Annotated in this window: 15 protein-coding genes; 7 read left to right on the top strand and 8 right to left on the bottom strand. The window is 74.5% G+C overall.

Going from position 1 to position 18,742, the window contains the following annotated elements; genetic code table 11:
* Nucleotides 1-120: 120 nt before the first annotated feature.
* Nucleotides 121-1,146 carry an NAD-dependent epimerase/dehydratase family protein gene (locus M1O15_RS30350; protein ID WP_248637450.1) on the bottom strand — a complete coding sequence of 342 codons (1,026 nt, stop codon included), beginning with the start codon at nucleotides 1,144-1,146 and terminating at the stop codon, nucleotides 121-123.
* A gap of 314 nt (nucleotides 1,147-1,460) precedes the next feature.
* Between M1O15_RS30350 and M1O15_RS30345 the strand changes: the two genes are divergently transcribed.
* Both M1O15_RS30345 and M1O15_RS30340 read left to right on the top strand, forming a co-directional pair.
* Complete coding sequence (locus M1O15_RS30345; RefSeq protein WP_248637449.1) at nucleotides 1,461-2,255, top strand: SDR family NAD(P)-dependent oxidoreductase; 795 nt, start codon at nucleotides 1,461-1,463, stop codon at nucleotides 2,253-2,255.
* Between the two features lie 259 nt (nucleotides 2,256-2,514).
* Nucleotides 2,515-4,014, top strand: coding sequence for a PP2C family protein-serine/threonine phosphatase (locus M1O15_RS30340; RefSeq protein WP_248637448.1), 1,500 nt, complete (start codon nucleotides 2,515-2,517; stop codon nucleotides 4,012-4,014).
* Between the two features lie 21 nt (nucleotides 4,015-4,035).
* Here the strand turns inward: M1O15_RS30340 and M1O15_RS30335 are convergent, their stop codons facing one another.
* Nucleotides 4,036-5,535, bottom strand: coding sequence for a DNA-binding protein NsdB (locus tag M1O15_RS30335; protein WP_248637447.1), 1,500 nt, complete (start codon nucleotides 5,533-5,535; stop codon nucleotides 4,036-4,038).
* A 238-nt stretch (nucleotides 5,536-5,773) separates the two neighbouring features.
* On the opposite strand from M1O15_RS30335, the gene M1O15_RS30330 reads away from it, so the two are divergent.
* Nucleotides 5,774-6,892: an aminoglycoside phosphotransferase family protein gene (locus M1O15_RS30330; protein WP_248637446.1), complete on the top strand. Its 1,119-nt coding sequence runs from the start codon at nucleotides 5,774-5,776 to the stop codon at nucleotides 6,890-6,892.
* A gap of 38 nt (nucleotides 6,893-6,930) precedes the next feature.
* Here the strand turns inward: M1O15_RS30330 and M1O15_RS30325 are convergent, their stop codons facing one another.
* Together M1O15_RS30325 and M1O15_RS30320 are read right to left on the bottom strand one after the other, a co-directional pair.
* The gene (locus M1O15_RS30325) at nucleotides 6,931-7,326 is read right to left on the bottom strand and encodes an MmyB family transcriptional regulator (protein ID WP_248637445.1); all 396 of its coding nucleotides are present in this window, start codon (nucleotides 7,324-7,326) and stop codon (nucleotides 6,931-6,933) included.
* Between the two features lie 176 nt (nucleotides 7,327-7,502).
* Nucleotides 7,503-7,883 (bottom strand): hypothetical protein, encoded by a 381-nt coding sequence (locus tag M1O15_RS30320; protein ID WP_248637444.1) that lies wholly within the window; start codon nucleotides 7,881-7,883, stop codon nucleotides 7,503-7,505.
* A gap of 342 nt (nucleotides 7,884-8,225) precedes the next feature.
* Between M1O15_RS30320 and M1O15_RS30315 the strand changes: the two genes are divergently transcribed.
* The gene (locus M1O15_RS30315; protein ID WP_248637443.1) at nucleotides 8,226-9,971 is read left to right on the top strand and encodes a PP2C family protein-serine/threonine phosphatase; all 1,746 of its coding nucleotides are present in this window, start codon (nucleotides 8,226-8,228) and stop codon (nucleotides 9,969-9,971) included.
* A 242-nt stretch (nucleotides 9,972-10,213) separates the two neighbouring features.
* Nucleotides 10,214-12,433 (top strand): terpene synthase family protein, encoded by a 2,220-nt coding sequence (locus M1O15_RS30310; RefSeq protein ID WP_248637442.1) that lies wholly within the window; start codon nucleotides 10,214-10,216, stop codon nucleotides 12,431-12,433.
* 79 nt (nucleotides 12,434-12,512) lie between these two features.
* On the opposite strand, the gene M1O15_RS30305 is transcribed toward M1O15_RS30310, so the two are convergent.
* The 3 genes from M1O15_RS30305 to M1O15_RS30295 form a co-directional block, all read right to left on the bottom strand.
* On the bottom strand, nucleotides 12,513-12,923 hold the full coding sequence (locus tag M1O15_RS30305) for an RNA-binding S4 domain-containing protein (RefSeq protein ID WP_248637441.1): 411 nt from the start codon (nucleotides 12,921-12,923) through the stop codon (nucleotides 12,513-12,515).
* 7 nt (nucleotides 12,924-12,930) lie between these two features.
* Nucleotides 12,931-13,431, bottom strand: a complete 501-nt coding sequence (locus M1O15_RS30300; RefSeq protein WP_105871937.1) for a hypothetical protein — start codon at nucleotides 13,429-13,431, stop codon at nucleotides 12,931-12,933.
* Nucleotides 13,432-13,750: 319 nt separating this feature from the next.
* Complete coding sequence (locus M1O15_RS30295) at nucleotides 13,751-14,683, bottom strand: SGNH/GDSL hydrolase family protein (protein WP_248637440.1); 933 nt, start codon at nucleotides 14,681-14,683, stop codon at nucleotides 13,751-13,753.
* A 461-nt stretch (nucleotides 14,684-15,144) separates the two neighbouring features.
* Here M1O15_RS30295 and paaK point away from each other — a divergent pair, with 461 nt between their 5' ends.
* Nucleotides 15,145-16,461 carry a phenylacetate--CoA ligase PaaK gene (paaK, locus tag M1O15_RS30290; RefSeq protein WP_248637439.1) on the top strand — a complete coding sequence of 439 codons (1,317 nt, stop codon included), beginning with the start codon at nucleotides 15,145-15,147 and terminating at the stop codon, nucleotides 16,459-16,461.
* A gap of 93 nt (nucleotides 16,462-16,554) precedes the next feature.
* Here paaK and M1O15_RS30285 read toward each other — a convergent pair whose 3' ends face one another.
* The gene (locus tag M1O15_RS30285) at nucleotides 16,555-17,358 is read right to left on the bottom strand and encodes a restriction endonuclease (RefSeq protein WP_248637438.1); all 804 of its coding nucleotides are present in this window, start codon (nucleotides 17,356-17,358) and stop codon (nucleotides 16,555-16,557) included.
* Between the two features lie 233 nt (nucleotides 17,359-17,591).
* Here M1O15_RS30285 and M1O15_RS30280 point away from each other — a divergent pair, with 233 nt between their 5' ends.
* Nucleotides 17,592-18,683, top strand: coding sequence for a glutamate--cysteine ligase 2 (locus tag M1O15_RS30280; protein WP_248637437.1), 1,092 nt, complete (start codon nucleotides 17,592-17,594; stop codon nucleotides 18,681-18,683).
* Nucleotides 18,684-18,742 lie beyond the last annotated feature (59 nt).

Below are 18,742 nucleotides of genomic sequence, written 5' to 3'. Positions count from 1 at the left end.
CTCCGTACGGGGTTGTTCCCGCGGGAAGCGCCGCCGTCACCCGAACGGGTCCCCGGGCGTGTTGCGGAGGGGAGAGGAGGGGGCTCCCCTGCTTCCGGCAGCTCGGCCGCCCGCCGCCGGTCAGCTCGCCTTGCGGCCGGCCAGTGGCGCGGTGTCCATGCCGGCGCCGGTGCGCATCCCCTTCAGCATCTCGCGGACGGCCTCCTGGGCGGTGTGCTCCGGCTGCCAGCCGAGCTGGTCGCGGGCCCGGGTGCAGTCCAGCAGGGGCAACCGCAGGACCGCGTCGAACAGCTGCGGGGAGGCCGGGAGCAGACGCAGCGCGTAGCCGGTGACCAGGGCGGCGCGGGCGGCCGCCCGGGGCAGCCGTACGGTCCTGGCGTCCAGCAGCGCGGCCAGGTCGCGGGCGTCGAGGGGCGACTCGGCGGCCAGGTTGAAGGCGCCGGAGACCTCCCGGTGGACCGCGAGCACATAGGCACGGGCCGCGTCGTCGGTGTGCAGGGCCTGGAAGCGCAGCCCGGGGATGTCCGGGACGACGGGGACGGTGCGGGGTGAAGCGAGCGGGCCGGGCAGGAAGCGGCCGCCGAAGATGCGCCGCTGCTCGGGCCCGGACTCCTCCTTGAAGAGGAAGGCGGGCCTCATGCGCACCACCCGCATACCGGGATTGCGCAGCTCGTGGGTGTCCAGGACCCGTTCGAGGTACGCCTTCTCCCGGCAGTAGGCGGCCTCGGAGGCCCCGTGGGTGGGCCAGCTCTCGTCGACCGCGCCCGCGTCGCGGCCCGGTGAGTAGGTGCCGACGGAGGAGGCGTGGATCAGCGCGGGCACACCGGCCGAGGCCGCGTCCCGGAAGACCCGGAGGGAGCCGAGGACGTTGGTCCGCCAGGTGGCGGAGGGGTCGTGGGTGGGCTGGAAGGCCCAGGCCAGATGGATCACCGCGTCGGCGCCCTGGAAGTGCGGGACCAGGTCGATGTCCTGGCGGAGGTCGACGGCCGTCCACTCGGTCTTGGGCGGCGACCAGCCGGGCATCCGGCGGGCGATCCCCCGGACGGAGGCGATGCCCGGGTCGGCGGCGAGCGCGGCGACCACACTGGTGCCCACGTTCCCGGTGGCTCCGGTGACGACGACCTTCTTGCCGGCGCTGCTGGTCACGGCGTCCGCCTTCCGTCGGCTGTGCGCGGCCCGGCGGGTGCCGGGACGGTCCGGGTACCCACGGGCGGCCGCGCTAGCCCCGGGCGCGTTCGCCGGCTCGGCCGCCGCTCCCCCACCCGGCCGGCCTGGTCTCCCGCCCTGGGAGAGGGAGAGCCGAGGGCGGGGCGGGTGGCGGGAAGCGGGGCGTGGGGGAAGAAGGCGGGGACGGGGAAGGCAGGAGAGGGACGGGGGTGGGAGAGGAGGAAGCGGGAGGGGGGAAGGAAGTGGGGGCGGGGGGAAGAAGTCGGCGGAAGCGATGTGAAGGAGTGCGGCGGATGCGGGTGGAACTGACGGGCAGGACGGCGCTGGTGACGGGCTCGACGCAGGGGATCGGCGCGGCGATCGCTGCCGGCCTCGCCCGCGCCGGGGCGACGGTGGCGGTGAACGGGCGGTCGGAGCGGAGCGTGGCCGCGGCGGTGAAGCGGCTGCGCGAGGAGGTCCCGGACGCCGAGGTGGTGCCGGTGGCGGCCGATCTGTCCAGCGACGAGGGCGCGGCGCGGGCGGTGGAGCTGCTGCCGGAGGTGGATGTCCTCGTGAACAACCTGGGGATCTTCGAGTCACGGCCCGCGCTGGAGATCAGCGACGCGGAGTGGCGCCGGTTCTTCGAGGTCAACGTGCTGGCGGCGGTGCGGCTGACCCGGGCGTACCTGCCCGGGATGAAGGAGCGCGGCTGGGGCCGGGTGCAGTACATCGCCAGCGACTCGGCGGTGGCGATCCCGGCCGAGATGATCCACTACGGGATGTCCAAGACGGCTCTGCTGGCGGTGAGCCGCGGCTTCGCCAAGGAGGCCGCCGGAAGCGGGGTCACCGTCAACTCGGTGATCGCCGGCCCCACCCACACGGGCGGGGTGGAGGACTTCGTCTACGAGTTGGTCGACCGGGAGCTGCCCTGGGACGAGGCGCAGCGGGCGTTCATGCGCGAGCACCGGCCGCAGTCGCTGCTGCAGCGGCTGATCGAGCCGGAGGAGATCGCCAACATGGTGGTGTACCTCAGTTCTCCCCTGGCCTCGGCCACCACGGGCGGCGCGGTGCGGGTGGACGGCGGGTACGTGGACGCGATCCTGCCCTGAGCGGGAGTGATCCGGGTGGCCGGTGGAGCGACGTGGGCGGTGGACTTCCGCGAGGGGGGTGGGGAGTGGGGTGGGTGGGGGGTGGCGTGCGCCCCGGCGCGGGGGCGGCGCGCAATTGCGGGCCGTAGGCATATGCCTTCGGCACCACCGTGTCGAGTGTTGCCAAAGCCCTTACGGGCCCCTATCAGCTGTGCCAAAGTCGTAGGCGGTTGTTGTTGCCTCGCCAGACCTGGCCGCCGCGCCGCATCGGAGTTCCGACATGCCGTCCCACCTGTTCGCGGACCGTCCCGCGTCCCCGCCGCCCGAGCGTGCGGTGGATGCCCTGATCTCGCAGACCCGCCGGTTGCGCGGCGGGGTCGACGCCGTCCGGCGGGACGCCGAGGTGGACGAGGACGATCCGCGGGGCCGGTGGCAGCGGGCGCTGTGTGATCTCGCGGTCCATCAGCTGGATGACGTCGGGGCGCAGTTGGGGCAGTTGAAGGACGGCCTTCCGGCGGACGGGGTGGAGGCGGCGGACGGGCCGGGGAGTGCCTTGCCGGAGGCCGAGGGGGTGGTGGAGCCGGATGCGGCGGCGGCCGGGACGGTGGCGGGGGGTGTCCCCGCCGGGTCTCTGGTCGGGCGGGTGGGCAGTGCGGAGTGGGACCTGCTGACGGATGCCGTGCACTGGTCGCCGGAGCTGTTCACCGTTCTCGGGCGGCCGGCGGGCTCGCGGCCGCTCACCCTGGACGAGCTGCCCTCCGTGGTGTTCGTGGAGGACCAGGCGCTGCTGACCGCGATGGTGACGGGCTGTCTGGTCGACGGGAAGGCCATGGACGGGGAGTTCCGGGTCGTCCGCGGGGACGGCCAGGTGCGGACCGTGCACATGGCGGGCGAGCCGGTCCTGGACGGGGAGGGGACGACCGCCTCGATGTGGGCGGTGCTGCGGGATGTGAGCGAGCTGCGGCGCAGTGAGCGGGCGGTGCGCGCGTCCCTGGACTCGCTGGAGCGCACCCGGGAGATCGAGCGAACCGAGCACCGGTTGGCCGTGGAGTTCCAGGAGGCGGTGCTTCCGCCGTGGCGTGGTGACGGCGGGTTGCCGGACGGTGCGGGGGGGCTGGAGCTGGCCGGGCGGTGTCTGCCGTCGGACGCGCCGACGGCGATCGGGGGCGACTGGTACGACGCGCTGCGGCTGCCGGATGGCGAGGTGCTGCTGACGGCCGGCGGTCTCACCGGGCACGGCCTGTCGGCGGCCTCGGCGATGACGATGGTGCTGGGCGCGCTGCGCGGGTTGGCCGTGGCCGGTATCCGGCCCGGCGCGCTGCTCGGGCACCTGGGCGAGGTGCTGGAGTGCTCGGCGCAGTCGGCGTTGGTCGGTGCGGTGTGCTGCCGCTACGACCCGCGGGCCGGGGTGCTGCACTGGGCGCAGGCGGGCCACCCCGCCCCGCTGCTGTTCCGCGGGGGGACGGGGTGGGCGCTGCCCCGGCCGGAGGGCGCGTTGCTCGGCGCGGTGAGTGGGGCGGTGTACGAGCAGGCGCGGGTGCGGCTGCTGCCGGGTGATGTGCTGGTGCTGGGCACCGAGGGGCTGCTGGGTGATCGGGGTGCGTCCACCGCCGGGGAGGCGGACGGCACCGGTCGGCTGCTGGGGCTGGCGGGCCGGCTGGAGCGGGCCGCCGACGCGCAGGAGTGTGCGCGGATCGTGGTGGAGGCGTGCGGGACGGCGCCCCGGGAGGGCGACGCCTGTCTGCTGGTGGTCCGGGTGGGGGCGGCGGCGGAGGTGTGAGCCGGCGCCTCGGTCAGGGGGTCAGGCCGGGGCGGGGCCGCCGGGCCGGGGCCGGCGGCCGGTCTTCTTGGGCCGGGCCTGGTCGATCTCGGCGCGGAGTTCGGCGATGGCGGTCTGTCCGGCGTACGGCCCGCTGAGCCGGTACATCTCGTCCAGGCGGTCCCAGGTGCGGTGTGAGGAGTTGCTGCCCATGGAGGCCAGTGCCTCGCGGGCGTAGCGCTCGGCCTGTTCGGGATCGCCGGCGATGAAGCTGGCGGAGGCCATCGAGAGGTGGTCGAAGATCTTGGAGCGCTGGCGGCCGTCGTTGCGCAGGGCGAGGGCCTTCTGGGCGTAGCTCTGGGCCGGTTTGGCGGCGGACGGCTCGTGTTCGGCGAGGGTGCGGAAGGACAGGGCCTGCATGCCGTACATGTCCTCGCTGCGGAAGGTCGCCATCCAGCCGGGCATGGGGGTGTCGTCCTTGTCGGAGACGAAGAGCTCCTCCGCCTTGCCGAGGGTGCGCCGCATCGCCTGGCCGTGGCCCATGGCGGCCTGCGCCCAGGCCTCGATGGTGTAGAGCATGGCCTGGGTGCGGGGCAGGACCCGGTCGCCGGAGCCGGCGCGGGCCATCTTCATCAGGTCCAGGGCGTCGCCGGGGCGGCCGAGGTGGACCATCTGGCGGGCGGCGCGGGACAGGGCCTCGCCGGCGCGGGGCCGGTCGCCGCCTTCCTTGGCGGCGTGTGCGGCGATGAGGAAGTACTTCTGGGCGACAGGTTCCAGGCCGACGTCGTGGGACATCCAGCCGGCCAGGACGGCGAGGTCGGCTGCGACGCCCCACAGGCGGCGCTGGAGGTGGTCGGGGTGGCGGAAGGCGAGCATGCCGCCCACCTCGTTGAGCTGGCCGACCACCGCCTTGCGCTGGAGCCCGCCGCCGCGTGCGGCGTCCCAGGCGCGGAAGATCTCGACGGAGTGCTCCAGCGCCTCGATCTCCTGCGATCCGACGGGGGCGGCTTCGTAGCGGTCGAAGCCGGCCGGTTCGGCGTGGGGCAGGGAGTCGGGCCGGCGGGGCGCGTCGGCGGCGAGCGCGGGGTCGGTGTGCAGCCAGTCGTGCATGGCGCTGGTGAGTACGGAGCCTGCGGTGAGCGCGACGCCCGCGCCCACCAAGCCGCGTCGGTTGAGCATGAGGTCCATTCCCGTGAATTCGGTGAGGACCGCGGCCGTACGTTCCGGCTCCCAGGGCAGTCCGTCGGGGTTGTCGGTGGTCCCGACGTCCCGCCGGCGGTCGCGCTGGCGTACGAACCCGAGGTCCTCGATGGTCACGACACGGCCGAGCCGCTCGGTGAACAGGGCCGCCAGCACCCGCGGTACCGGATCGCGCGGGCTTTCGCCCTTGTCGATCCAGCGGCGTACTCGCGAGGTGTCGGTCGCCAGCTGCGGGTGGCCCATGGCCGCCGCCTGCCGGTTCACGCGTCTGGCGAGTTCGCCCTTGGACCAGCCGGCCAGGCCGAACAGGTCCGACAGGCGGGTGTTGGGTTCTCCGGTCACGTCAAGCCCCCAGGTTCTCGGCTGAGTTGGACACTAGCCCGGCGGCATGGGCCTGGCGACCATTCGCCAGGGTTCGCCAGGGTCCGCCAGATGGTGTGCCACCCGCGCCCGGGTGTCAGGTAGGAATGCGCCACCCCGATCCCGGTGACCGGCCCGCACTCCCCAGGGTGCCGGTGCGGGGCCGGGTCGGGGCAGCGTGCAGGTGACGTGTCGGCACACGAAGGGATCTGTCTCCCCCATGTACACAGCATCGTCCTCCGTGTCCGCCCCGCCCCGGCCGCAGCGCACCCTGGCGGCCGGTGGTGGACCGTACCCGGTCATGGCCCCGGCGGGCCGGGTGCGGCGCTGGGCGGGGACGGTGCCCGCTCCGCTCAGCGGGAGGATCGACTTGTCCGGCCCCCAGGGCGCGCAGTTGCGGAGGGCGATCGCCTCCGTGCACCGGATCTGCCCGGAGTTCCAGCCGGTGCAGGTGCTGCGGCGCAGCGGGCGGTCGGTGCTGCTGGTGGGTACCACCGGGCGTACCGCGGTGGTGGCGAAGTGTTTACTGGACCCCTCCCCCGCCTGGGCGGAAAGGTTCCGGCACGAGATCGCCGCCTACCGGGTGTTCGTCCGGCACCGCCCGCCGGTGCGGGCGCCGCGGTTGATCGCGGCGGACCCGGAGAGCTGCACCCTGGTGATCGAGCGGATGCCGGGCCGGGCGGCGGCGTTGCAGCGGCATCCGGTGGAGGTGCCGTCCCGGGCCGATGTGCGGGCGGCGCTGAGCGCGGTGATGCGGGTCAACTCCTGGCAGCCGCCTGACGGAACGTTCGACCAGCCGCTGGACTATGTGTCGCGGATCTCGCGCTACCACGAGTTGGGGTTGTTCACGGACCGGGACCGGGACGATGTGCACACCCTGCTGCGGGGGTTGGTGCAGGCGGGTGGGGGCCAGCCGCCGCGGCAGTTCTGCCACGGCGACGCGCTGCTGTCCAACATGCTGCTGTCGCCGGCGGGTCCGGTGCTGGTGGACTGGGAGCACGCGGGCTGGTACCTGCCCGGTTACGACCTGGCCACGCTGTGGACGGTGGTGGGGGACGCGCCGGCGACGCGCCGCCAGATCAGCCAGCTGGCGCAGGCGCGGGGGCCGGCGGCGCGGGACGCGTTCCTGGTGAACCTGATGCTGGTGCTGATGCGGGAGATCCGCCGTTACGAGACGGCGGTGCAGCGGACGATACGGGAGGCTCCCCCGGCGGGTTCGGTGCCGGTGCCCGCGGGCATGGTGGCGCCCGGTGAGGAGCAGCGGCTGCTGCTGCGCCGGTTGCACGACGACTGCGCGATGGCGCGGCGGGCGGTGCGGGCGGCGGTCGGCACCCGCTGAGCCGGGCCGCCCTGCGGAGGGCCCGGCGCGATGCCCGTTCAGCGGTTGGGGGCGGCCTGCGGGAGGTGCCGGGCGGCGGGCAGGGTGGCGGCGAGCCGGGTGAGGGCGGCCTCCTCGGGGGTGCCGTGCTCGGCGCTGAGGACGTGCAGGACCAGTCCGGTCTCGCCGGGGGCGGCCGGGATGTGCAGGGCGTCGTGGTCGAGGTGGAGGGTGCCGGTGGCCGGGTGGTGCAGCCGCCGGCGCCCGCTGTCGCACATCACCACCTCGCCGGTGGCCCACACGCGGCGGAACTCCTCGCTGTGTGCGGACAGTTCGCCGATGAGCCAGGTCAGTTCGCGGTCGTCGGGGAACCGTCCGGCGGAGGCCCGGAGCCGGCCGGCGGCCTCGGTGGCCAGGGCCTGCCAGTCGGGGAAGACCCGGCGGGGGCTGTTCACGGACGAGCCGGTTCCGTTCCGCTCGCTGGCCGGGGGCGACTACGACCACGGGATGCGGCTGCTGCCGGGGCGGGAGGAGCCGGGCGCCGCGGGTATGGCCCTGCACACCGCGCGGCCGGCCTCGCCCCCGGCGGACCGGCTCGCGGGCTGAAGGGTCCGGTCGGGGCGCCGCCGGGTCAGGAGCGGCTGATGACGACGGGCGCGCTGCACACGGCGGTGGCCAGTTCGGGTGAGGTGACCCGGACCCGGTAGGCCCCCGCGGGCAGTTCGGGCACCAGGACCGAGGCACCGAGCGCACGGGGGTCGACTCGGGTCGCCAGCCGGGCCGCGGAGGTCCAGCCGTGCTCCGTACGCCGTTCGAGGAGCACGTCGCAGGGGTGCCAGAGGGTGTCGGCGCAGTCCCAGCTCACCCGGTGGCGCTCCACGCAGTGCCAGTGGGCCCCGGCGGCGGGGCTGCTCAGGCAGAGGTCCGGTGGCGGGGCGGGTGGGTGGCGGGGTGCGGTGGGCGGGCGGGTGAGGTGGCACAGTCGCGCCCTGGTCCGCGCCATCCAGTGCATGGTTCGCCTCCTCGTGGTCTTCGGTGGTCGGATGGGGGTGCCGGGTGCTCCGGGCGTACGTCCTCGGTGTTGCCGTGGCGCTGTGGGCGCAACCCGGCCGTTCGGCCCGTCCGGGCGGGACCTCGGACCCGGGCCGAGGGGGACGGAGGCGGGTCGCGGGCGGGACCCGCGGCCCGGATCGGCTCCGTGCGGTGATGCCGGGTGGGGGCCGGGGCGGCATCATCGTGACCATGCGTGCCCGCACGCCCGCTGTCGAGGTCACCGTCGTGAGGAAGGCCCCTGCGCCATGGACCACCCGTACGGACCCCGCTCGCTGCCGCCCGCCGGAGCGGTGGCCTCCTCGTGACCCGGCCACGGACGGACGACCTGGCCGCGCTCAAGTCGTACATCGAGCGGGAGGTCGCCACCCTGCGGGCGGAGGTGCGGCGGGCCAGGGAGACGGCCGGTGGCGAGGCGGCCGCGCCGGTGCCGCCCGACGCCGGGGCCTCGTCGGCGGAGGCGGGTCGGGCGCCGCTCTGCCCGTGCGGTCAGGGCGGGGGCGCCGGCCATGGCTGCGCGGACGCGGGCGAGGGGCACGATCCCTGGCACTGCCTCTGTGCGGCGCTGCCCGCGATCCCGCTGTCCGCGGCGCTGCTGGCGCCGGTGCGGGACGGGTCCGGGGAGGTCGTCGACTTCGTGATCCGGGCCGGCAACCACGTCCGGTCGGCGGACTGGCTGACGCCGCCCGACCAGCAGGTGGGACGGCCGTTCTTCGCCGAGGCCCGGCCGGGGGCGCTGGCCAGTGGGCTGCTGTCGGCGCTGCGGCAGGTGCTGGCGACGGGCCGGGCGCTGGGCGGCATGGTGGTGGACTACACCGAGGAGCGGTACGGGCGGCTGCGCCGCGTACAGCTGGTGCACTACGCGGCGTCCTGCGGCGACCAGGTGCTGACGACCTGGCGTCCGGTGCGCAGTCAGGCGGAGCTGCTCACGATCGACGCGCAGCATCTGGCGTCGATGGGCTGGGGGCGGTGGGACCTGCTCTCCGGGTCGGTGTCGTGGTCGGAGGGGTTGCAGCGGATCTTCCGGACCGATCCGGCGCTGCCGTGGTCGCTGCCGGAGCTGTGCGACGCGCTGGTGGAGGCGGATGTCGGACCGTTCGGGGAGTTCATCGCCTCGGTGCTGGCGGGTGAGGAGCCGGCGTGGACGCGGATCCGCTTCACGGTGCTGGGTGAGGTGCGCACGGTGGATCTGCTGGGCCGTCCGGTGGCGGGGACCGACGGGCGGCCGTGGGCGGTGCAGCTGGTGGCGCGGGATCTGACCCCGCAGATGCGCAGCCGCCGGCGTCTGGTGGAGAAGCAGCGGGAGACGGAGCAGTTGCGGCAGCAGGCGGCGGCCGAGCGGCGGGTGGCCTCGGCGCTGCGGGAGGCGCTGCTGCCGACGTATTCGGAGGGGCTGGCGGATCTGGGGTTGACGGCGGCCGCGGCGTATCTGCCGGCGGAACCGGACGCCGCGGTGGGGGGCGACTGGTACAAGTGCCGGCCGCTGGCGGACGGGGAGCGGTCGCTGATCGCGATCGGGGACGCCAGCGGGCACGGGCTGGAGGCGGTCGCGCGGATGGCGCAGCAGCGGCACGGGGTGGCGGGGCTGGCGCAGACGGGTGCGAGTGCCGGGTCGGTGATCACCTGGCTCAACGAGCTGGTGTGCGCGGATCCGGCGGCGAACACGGCGACGGTGGCGGTGGGCCACATCGGCGGGGACCGGGTGCTGCGCTGGGCGTGTGCGGGGCATCCGGCACCGTTGCTGCTGCGCGGGGAGCGGGCGTTCACCCTGCCGGTGGAGCACCGGGGGCCGCTGCTGGGGGTGCTGCCGGGCCATCCGTACCGCACGGCGGAGTTCCCGCTGGTGGGTGGTGATGTGCTGCTGCTGTACACGGACGGGGTGGTGGAGCGGCGCGGCCGGGACATCACCGAGGGGGTGGCGCGGTTGGTGGGGTCGTTGACCGGGTGCGCGGGGCTGGAGCCGCAGGGGATCATCGACCGGTTGGCGGCGGAGTACGTGCGGGCGGAGCATGACGACGACGCGTGTCTGCTGGCGGTGCGGGTGGACTGACCACGGGATCGGGATCCGGTGGGGGCGGGTGGTCCGCCGGGGCGGGGACGGGCTGCGGGCGGCGAGGGCGGGGTGGGCTGTGAACCGCCGGGCCGGGGCGGGCTGCGGGCCGGGGGCGGAGGGGGCCTCAGCCGGTATGACTATTTCGGGGCGGGCGTGGGCCGAATGTGTGAGGGGTAGGGCGTTGCCCGGCGGTTTCCCTCGACGGGAAACGGTTTCCCTCACCGAAAGGCCTCGCGCGCATGGCTCAGCCCTTCGTCCTGCCGGACTTCTATGTGCCGTATCCGGCACGTCTCAACCCCCATGTGGACGCGGCCCGGGCGCATACCGTGGGATGGGCGCGCCGGATGGGCATGCTGGAGGGCTCGGGGGTGTGGGAGGAGCGGGACCTCCTGGCGCACGACTACGCGCTGCTGTGCGCGTACACCCATCCGGACTGCGACGCGGAGACCCTGTCGCTGGTGACCGACTGGTATGTGTGGGTGTTCTTCTTCGACGACCACTTCCTGGAGGTGTTCAAGCGCACCCAGGACCTGGCCGGCGGCAAGGCGTATCTGGACCGGCTGCCGGCGTTCATGCCGCTGGAGGCGGGCCGGGCGGTGCCGGAGCCGGTCAACCCGGTGGAGGCGGGGCTGGCGGACCTGTGGGCGCGGACGGTGCCCGCGATGTCGCCGGCGTGGCGGGCGCGGTTCGCCGAGTCCACCGAGCATCTGCTCAACGAGTCGCTGTGGGAGCTGGCCAACATCAACGAGGGCCGGATCGCCAATCCGGTGGAGTACGTCGAGATGCGCCGCAAGGTGGGCGGGGCGCCGTGGTCGGCGGGGCTGGTGGAGTTCGCGGCGGGCGCGGAGGTGCCGGAGCAGGTGGCGCACGAGCGGCCGCTGCTGGTGCTGCGGGACACCTTCTCGGACGCGGTGCATCTGCGCAACGACCTGTTCTCCTACCAGCGTGAGGTGGAGGAGGAGGGCGAGAACAGCAACGGCGTGCTGGTGCTGGAGACCTTCCTCGGCTGCACCACGCAGGAGGCCGCGGAGGCGGTGAACGACCTGCTGACCTCGCGGCTCCATCAGTTCGAGAACACGGCGCTGACCGAGGTGCCGGGGCTGTGCCTGGAGAAGGGGCTGTCCCCGGCCGAGTGCGCGGCGGTGGCGGCGTACACCAAGGGGTTGCAGGACTGGCAGTCCGGCGGCCATGAGTGGCATCTGCGGTCCAGCCGCTATATGAACGAGGGGGCCAGGACCTCGCCGCCCGGCGGGGTGCTGGGGACGGCGGCGATGGATGTGGCCGCGCTGTTCGGGCGGCCGGCGCGGGGGCGGCTGCGGTCGCTGACGCATGTGCCGCACCAGGTGGTGGGCCCCTCGCTGCTGCCCGCGTTCGATCTGCCGTATCCGCTGTCGCTCAGCCCGCATCTGGACGCGGTGCGGGTGTCGTGCCTGGACTGGGCGGAGCGGATGGGGCTGCTGGAGGACATCTGGGACCGGGAGCTGATGGCCGGGTTCGACCTGCCGCTGTGCGCGGCGGGTCTGGATCCGGACGCCACGGAGGACGAGTTGGAGCTGAGCTCCCGGTGGCTGACCTGGGGCACCTACGGCGACGACTACTACCCGCTGGTGTTCGGGCGGTCGCGCGACCTGGCCGGGGCGAAGGCGGTCACCGAGCGGTTGAAGGCCTGCATGCCGCTGGAGGATCCGGCGGCCGGGGCGGCGGGTGCGGTCGGGCACCTGGAGCGGTCGCTGGCCGACCTGTGGGAGCGGACGGCCGTGCCGATGGGCCCCGAGGCGCGGGCCTCGCTGCGGACGGCGCTGGACCACATGCTGGACAGCTGGCTGTGGGAGCTGCACAACCAGGCGCAGCACCGGGTGCCCGATCCGGTGGACTACATCGAGATGCGCCGCCGGACCTTCGGTTCGGAGCTGACGATGAGCCTGGCCCGGCTGCGGCATGAGCAGCGCGTGCCGGCCGCGTTCTTCGCGACGGGGGTGATGCGGGCGGTGGAGAGCGCGGTCTCCGACTACGCCACCCTGCTCAACGACCTGTTCTCCTACCAGAAGGAGATCGAGGTCGAGGGCGAGGTGCACAACGGGGTGCTGGTGGTGCAGTCGTTCTTCGGCTGCGACTATCCGACCGGGGTGCGGATCGTGGACGATCTGATGCGCGGGCGGCTGCGCCAGTTCGAGCACCTCAAGGCGCAGGAGATTCCGCTGCTGGTGGAGGAGTTCGGGCTGGACGCGGACGGCAGGGCGGCCCTGGCGGCGTATCTGCGGGAGTTGGAGGACTGGCTCGCCGGGATCCTGAACTGGCACCGGGGGGCGCGGCGTTACGGCGCCGAGGACGTGCGGGGCGGTGCGGGCACGCCGAGGCCGCGGGCGATGGCGGGTGCGCCGGGCGCCGCGGGCGGCCTGGCCGGGCCGACCGGGGCCGGGACGGCGGCGGCGCGGGTGGTGGAGCTGTTCGGGCGGTAGGCCGGGGACTGCCCGTGCGGCGGTACGGGGGGTACGGGCGCCGGGGCCGTGCGCGGGCCGCGGCGCCCCGCGCGGGTGGTCAGGGGGCGCGGAGGCCGCGGAGCTGGTCGAGTTCGCGGCGCTCGCGCTTGGTGGGGCGGCCGGCCCCGCGGTCGCGGACGCCGGCGAGGGCGGTGTGTTCCCGGGGCGGCGGGGGCGGGCTGTTGTCGGTGTACGCCTCGGCGGCGGCGGGCGCTCCGACGCGCTTGGCCAGCACGGCCTTGACCTCGACGATCCGCTCCCGGCCGGCGTGGAAGAGCCGCACCTCGTCGCCGGGCCCGATGTGCTGCGCGGGCTTGGCGCGCTCGCCGTTGACCTTCACATGCCCGGCCCGGCAGGCGGTGGCCGCCTGGGAGCGGGTCTTGGTGAGGCGGACCGCCCAGATCCAGCTGTCCACCCGGACGCTGCCCCTGCCGCCGCCGTCGGTGCCGCCGCCGCCTGCCGTCGCCATGTCCGGATCAGCCCTGCTGGAAGAGTTCCGCGGGCAGCGGCTTGAGCAGGGCGTACAGGTCGTCGGTGATCGGGCGGTCCCAGCTGGCGATGGTCACCAGGACGTTGTCACTGCGGTCGAACTGGACGCAGGAGATCCGGCTCTCGGAGAGCTTCAGCCGGCGCACGATGAGCAGGTTGTCGCCCTGCATGACGGGGACGTCCTCGGTCTCCACGACCTCGACCGGCTCGTCGTTCTCCAGGGCGGCGAGCAGCTGGGCGACCTCGAAGGGGATCTGCCCCTCGGCGACCTCCCGGGCCGGGGAGCCCTCGGGGAGGTTGCCGATGATCATCGCGGGGCCGCGGCCGCCGAACAGGTCGTACCGGAGGAAGACGCCCTGGCAGCTGCCGTCGGGGGCGGGGAGCAGACCGGCGCCGAGGTTGCCGGGCCAGTCGCCCGGGTCCATGGCCAGGACATCGAAGTCCGGACCCGCGGGTGTGGCGGCGCTGCGGCGGCGGAGGAAGGACATGCCGCCATGGTACGTGCCCGGGGGGCAGGTCCGGCGTCCGGGCGGACGCCGGACCGGCCCCGCGGGGAGGGCCGGTGAGCGGCGGGCGGGGACGGGACGGTGCGGTGGCTGTACGGGGTGGGTGCGGGGCACCGGGCAGGGCGCGGCGAGAGCGCGGCGGGCCGGTTGTGCGGGTGGGTCCGCCGCGCGGGTGGGTGCCGGGCGGGGAGGGTGGTGGGCGGCTGGGTGGTGGGGTCCGTCGCGCCTGTGTCGGGAGGGCGGGCACGGACGGTGGGTGGGGCCGGGACGCCGGCCGACGGGGCGGTGGGTGCCGGGCGGCTCAGCGGGTGGCGAGGACCTGGTGGACGGCGTCGGCCATGGCGCGTTCGCCGGCCGCGTTGGGGTGGAAGGGGGCGGCGGCGCTGGTGAACAGGGGCTCCATCCAGCGGGTGCCGGCGGGCTTGCAGGCGTCATGGCCGATGGAGGGGGTGTAGGTGTCGACATAGTCGGCGCCCTGGGCGGCGGCGGACTGGGCGATCATGGTGTTGAGGCGCTTGTGGGTGTCCCGCAGCCAGGGGGCGTCGCCCTTGGCGATGGAGACGGTGAACGGGCAGTTGCCGCCGTCGTCGGGGAGGATCGCCGGGTAGCCGGTGACCAGGACGCGGGCCTTCGGCGCGCGGGCGCGGACGCCGTCGATCGCGGCCGCGATCCTGGGGGCGGTGTCGCGGATGGCGGCGGCGAGCTGGTCCTGGCCGGTCCAGGTGTAGCTGGTGCGGCAGGGACGGCCGTTGATGTCGAGCAGGCCGAGGGTGACGCAGCGGACGATGATGTCGGCGAAGCCGATGTCGTTGCCGCCGATGGTGAGGGTGACCAGGTCGGTGTCCGCGCTCAGGGCGTCGAACTGCGGTGGGGCGGTGGGGCTCTGGGCGGAGGTCAGATGCACCGTGGTGGCGCCGCCGCAGGTGACGTCCCGATGGGCGGTGGGGGCGAGTTCGGCGTTGAGCAGGGCGGGGTAGTTGCGGCTGGACCTGGCGCAGCCGGTGTCGGTCTGCTCGGGTACTCCGGCGCCCGAGGCGAAGGAGTCGCCGAGGGCGACGTAGGTGCCCAGGGCGGCCGTGCCGGGGCCGGGTGCCGCGAGGGTGGACGCGGTCACGGCGGTGGGGGTGGCCGCGGCCGGTGCTGCGCCGAGGGCGGCGGTGGCGGCGAGGGCCGCGGTCGCGGTGGTGAGGGCGAGTGCGGTGCGCAGACGGCGGCTCGGAGTGGCTGGGCGCATGGCGGTGCCTCTCGTCAGGGGGAAGCCGCCCGTCGGCGCCGGGGCGCGCGAGGCGGGCAGGGCGGCGCCGGTGGGCGGGACGGGTCCCCGTCCGTCCCGCTCACCGGCGAGGTGGGGAGAAGGCTCTGTGCGCGGTTACCGGCTGGTTGTACTGGCTCGTAATATGCGGGCGCCCTGAGGGGGCGTCAAGGAGTGCGGCAGCGCTGGTTCGGCGCCCGGTCGCTTCCGGTGAGGGTGGCGCTCACGGGCCGGCCGTCCGGTCGGCGCGGCGCGCGGTACGTCAGGGGGATGGCCAGTCGCGGCCCCGAGCCTCGGAAGGCACCGTGCGGAGAAGTGCGGAAACTGCCCGACACCCCCTTGACCTGGCGCGGGACCGGTTGACTTACTGATCGCGGACGTGGCGACCGAATGATCGGTCGACGGCCGGCGACGGTGCCGGGGACGGGAGTGTGGTGGCGGTCATGACGGACAGGGACGCGGCGGCGACGGCCGCGCTGGACGCCGGGGAGACGCTGGATCGCGGCGGGCTGGCCGCCCTGCAGCTGGAGCGGCTGCGGTCGACGCTGGAGCACGCGTACCGCCGGGTGCCGTTCCACCGGGAGGCGTTCGACCGGGCCGGGGTACGCCCGGAGGACCTGCGCTCGCTCGCCGATCTGGCGCGCTTCCCGTTCACCGCCAAGAGCGATCTGCGCGGGCAGTACCCGTTCGGGATGCTCGCGGTCGAGCGGTCCCGGGTGCGGCGGCTGCACGCGTCCAGCGGGACCACCGGGCTGCCCACGGTCGTCGGCTACACCGACGGCGACCTGGAGGTCTGGGCGGAGGTGGTCGCCCGGTCGATCCGCGCGGCCGGCGGCCGGGCGGGCGACACCGTGCACGTGGCGTACGGGTACGGGCTGTTCACCGGTGGCCTCGGCGCGCACTACGGGGCGGAGCGGCTGGGCTGCACGGTGGTGCCGGCCTCCGGTGGGATGACGGCGCGCCAGGTGCGGCTGATCCAGGACTTCCGCCCCGAGGTGATCATGGTGACACCCTCGTACATGCTGACGCTGCTCGACGAGTTCGAGCGGCAGGGTGTGGATCCTCGGGCGACCTCGCTGCGGGTGGGGATCTTCGGTGCCGAGCCGTGGACCGAGGAGATGCGGCGGGAGATCGAGGAGCGCTTCGCGATCGACGCGGTGGACATCTACGGGCTGTCCGAGGTGATCGGGCCCGGGGTGGCGCAGGAGTGCCTGGAGGGCAAGGGCTCGCTGACCGTGTGGGAGGACCACTTCTACCCTGAGGTGGTCGATCCGCTCACCGGCGAGGTGCTGCCGGACGGGGAGCACGGGGAGCTGGTGTTCACCTCGCTCACCAAGGAGGCCATGCCGGTGGTGCGCTACCGCACCCGGGATCTGACCAGGCTGCTGCCGGCCGCGGGGGCGCGGCCCTTCCGGCGGATGGAGAAGGTGACCGGGCGCAGCGACGACATGGTGATCCTGCGGGGGGTCAACCTGTTTCCCACCCAGATCGAGGAGATCGTGCTCCGGGTGCCGGTGCTCGCCCCGCACTTCCAGCTGCGGCTGGAGCGGGAGGGGCGGCTCGATGTGCTCACCGTGCGCGCGGAGGCCCGGGCGGACGCCACCCCCGCGGACCGCGCGGAGGCGGCGCGGGTGGTGGCGGCGGCCGTGAAGGACGGCATCGGGGTGTCCGTGGCGGTCGAGGTGGTGGACCCGGAGACGCTGGAGCGGTCGGTCGGGAAGATCCGGCGGATCGCGGACCTGCGCGGCGACCGGGGCTGACGGCCCCTGGCGGGGTGCTCGGTCCGGGGTGGTGGAGCACAGGCCGCCGGGGGGCCGCCAGGTGCGGGGCGTGCGGAGGGCGGCCGGGGGCGGTCAGTCCTCCGGCGCGGTGGGCGGGGGCAGCAGCCAGGGGGCCGGGCCGATGCCCTGGGCCCAGGCGTCCAGGCCCGTACGGTCCATGCAGAGGATGCCGCAGCGGGCGGCGTACTCGTCGGCGGGCGCGGTGAACTCGCTGGTGGTGACCACGGCGGCGACCTGGGCGTCGTGCACGGCGAAGCAGGTGCCGCCGAAGCGCTGGAGGTCCTGCGAGCCGACCTTGTTGCCGGTGCCGTAGGCCTTGCACTGCAGCACGACCCGCCGCCCGTCGGGGGTGGTGGCCAGGACGTCGGCGCCCAGGTCGCCCGCGCCGCCGACGACCTCGACGTCCGCGCAGCCGTCACGTACGCAGAGGTCGGCGACGGTCTGCTCGAAGGAGTACGGGTCCAGTGCGGCGTAGTCGATGCCCGCGTACTCCTCCGGGACCTCCTGCACCTCCCCCACCTCGGGCGGCTCGGTCGGTTCGGTCGGCTCCTGGGGCCGTCCCGGCGGGACGAGGGTGGGCGCCGGGGCCACCGGGGCGGGTGCGGCGGCCAGGAGGGCGGTGCCCGGAGCGGCACGCCGGCGGCGGCCGGCTCGGGCGAGGACGGCGACCATCGCGCCGGCGACCAGCAGCGCCAGGATCACGGCGGGAACATCGGCGGCGTCCCCGATGGCCGCGCGGGCCGTCATGCCCGTACCGCACAGCACGATGGCGACCAGGCCGACGGCGAGGACCGTGTCGCGCAGGGTCGCCCCGGTCCTGGTTCCTTCCGGGCGGCCCGGTCGGGGGCGGCGCGGCCTGCGGACGGGTATCGCCATGGACGGTCTCCTTCGGTCGGCGGAATGGGAGGGGAGGGAGGGGGTCTGGGACGGGCGGGGCCAGATGGACGGAATGGTTTCTCGTACGTACGGACGATGTGCGTACGGCCATACGGACGATCTTGTGTACGGCCGTATGCCCCGTTCAGAGCGGTTCCCACGCCAGGCGTGGCTCACCCGATCGGGGGCATCCGTCCCGCGTTCCGATGGGTTGCCGAGAGAGGGTGGCGGACGTGCGCAGTGTGGGTGTGGAGGAGGAGCTTCTCCTCGTGGACAGTGGTACGGGGCAGCCGTGCGCGCTGTCGACCGCGGTGCTGGCCGCGGCGTCCCGGGACCCGGAGGGCAACGAGGACGTGTTCGAGAGCGAGCTCCAGCGGCAGCAGCTGGAGTTCGCGACCCGGCCGCAGACCGACATGGGTGATCTTCGGGAGGAGATCCTGAGGTGGCGCGGGGAGGCGGGGCGGCATGCCGAGGGCCTCGGCGCCTCGGTCGCGGCGCTCGCGACCTCGCCGCTGGAGGTGTCGCCCACCATCGGCAGCGGTGAGCGCTACCAGTGGCTCAAGGAGCACTTCGGGCTGACCGCCCAGGAGCAGCTCACCAGCGGGTGCCATGTCCATGTCTCGGTGGAGTCGGACGAGGAGGGTGTGGCGGTACTGGACCGGATCCGCCCGTGGCTCCCGGTGCTGCTGGCGATCAGCGCCAACTCCCCGTACTGGCAGGGCGAGGACAGCGCCTACGCCAGCTACCGCAGCCGGGTGTGGGGGCGCTGGCCCTCGGCCGGGCCGGTGGAGGTGTTCGGGTCCGCCGACCGCTACCACGAGCAGGTCGCCGACATGGTGGCCAGTGGGGCGCTGCGCGACACGGGGATGATCTACTTCGACGCCCGGCTCGCGCAGAACTACCCGACGGTGGAGATCCGGGTGGCCGATGTCTGCCTGGACGCGTCCACCACGGTGCTTCTCGCCACCCTGGTGCGCGGGCTGGTGGAGACGGCGGCCCGGCGCTGGCGGGACGGGGAGCCGCCCGCCCGGCACGGTGTGTCGCTGCTCCGGCTGGCGAGCTGGCGGTCGGCCCGGTCGGGGCTGGAGGATGAGCTGATCCACCCGGCGACCATGCGTCCGGCGCCGGCCGAGGCGGTGGTGCGGGCGCTCTTCGACCATGTGCGGGACGCCCTGGAGGAGAGCGGGGACGTGCGGCCCGCGCAGGAGGCGCTGGCGGAGCTGCTGAAGGAGGGCAACGGGGCGCGGGTGCAGCGGGAGCTGCTGCGCCGCACCGGGAGCCTCCAGAAGGTCGTCGCCGAGTGTGTGGCCCGGACGCGCGGCTGACACCGGGCAACGGGCTACGGGCTACGGGCTACGGGCTACGGGCTACGGGCTACGGGCTA

It is taken from the genome of Streptomyces lichenis (assembly GCF_023218175.1).
Lineage (GTDB): Bacteria > Actinomycetota > Actinomycetes > Streptomycetales > Streptomycetaceae > Streptomyces > Streptomyces lichenis.
The sequence above is the reverse complement of the archived record's forward strand: the minus strand, read 5'-3'. Positions and strand labels throughout refer to the sequence as shown.

What these genes read in the sequence shown, in the direction of transcription:
- M1O15_RS30345 (WP_248637449.1), top strand. Translation starts at nt 1,461, where the DNA reads ATGCGGGTGGAACTGACGGGCAGGACGGCGCTGGTGACGGGCTCGACG.
- M1O15_RS30340 (WP_248637448.1), top strand. Translation starts at nt 2,515, where the DNA reads ATGCCGTCCCACCTGTTCGCGGACCGTCCCGCGTCCCCGCCGCCCGAG.
- M1O15_RS30330 (WP_248637446.1), top strand. Translation starts at nt 5,774, where the DNA reads ATGTACACAGCATCGTCCTCCGTGTCCGCCCCGCCCCGGCCGCAGCGC.
- M1O15_RS30320 (WP_248637444.1), bottom strand. Translation starts at nt 7,883, where the DNA reads ATGCACTGGATGGCGCGGACCAGGGCGCGACTGTGCCACCTCACCCGC.
- M1O15_RS30310 (WP_248637442.1), top strand. Translation starts at nt 10,214, where the DNA reads ATGGCTCAGCCCTTCGTCCTGCCGGACTTCTATGTGCCGTATCCGGCA.
- M1O15_RS30305 (WP_248637441.1), bottom strand. Translation starts at nt 12,923, where the DNA reads ATGGCGACGGCAGGCGGCGGCGGCACCGACGGCGGCGGCAGGGGCAGC.
- M1O15_RS30300 (WP_105871937.1), bottom strand. Translation starts at nt 13,431, where the DNA reads ATGTCCTTCCTCCGCCGCCGCAGCGCCGCCACACCCGCGGGTCCGGAC.
- M1O15_RS30295 (WP_248637440.1), bottom strand. Translation starts at nt 14,683, where the DNA reads ATGCGCCCAGCCACTCCGAGCCGCCGTCTGCGCACCGCACTCGCCCTC.
- paaK (WP_248637439.1), top strand. Translation starts at nt 15,145, where the DNA reads ATGACGGACAGGGACGCGGCGGCGACGGCCGCGCTGGACGCCGGGGAG.
- M1O15_RS30285 (WP_248637438.1), bottom strand. Translation starts at nt 17,358, where the DNA reads ATGGCGATACCCGTCCGCAGGCCGCGCCGCCCCCGACCGGGCCGCCCG.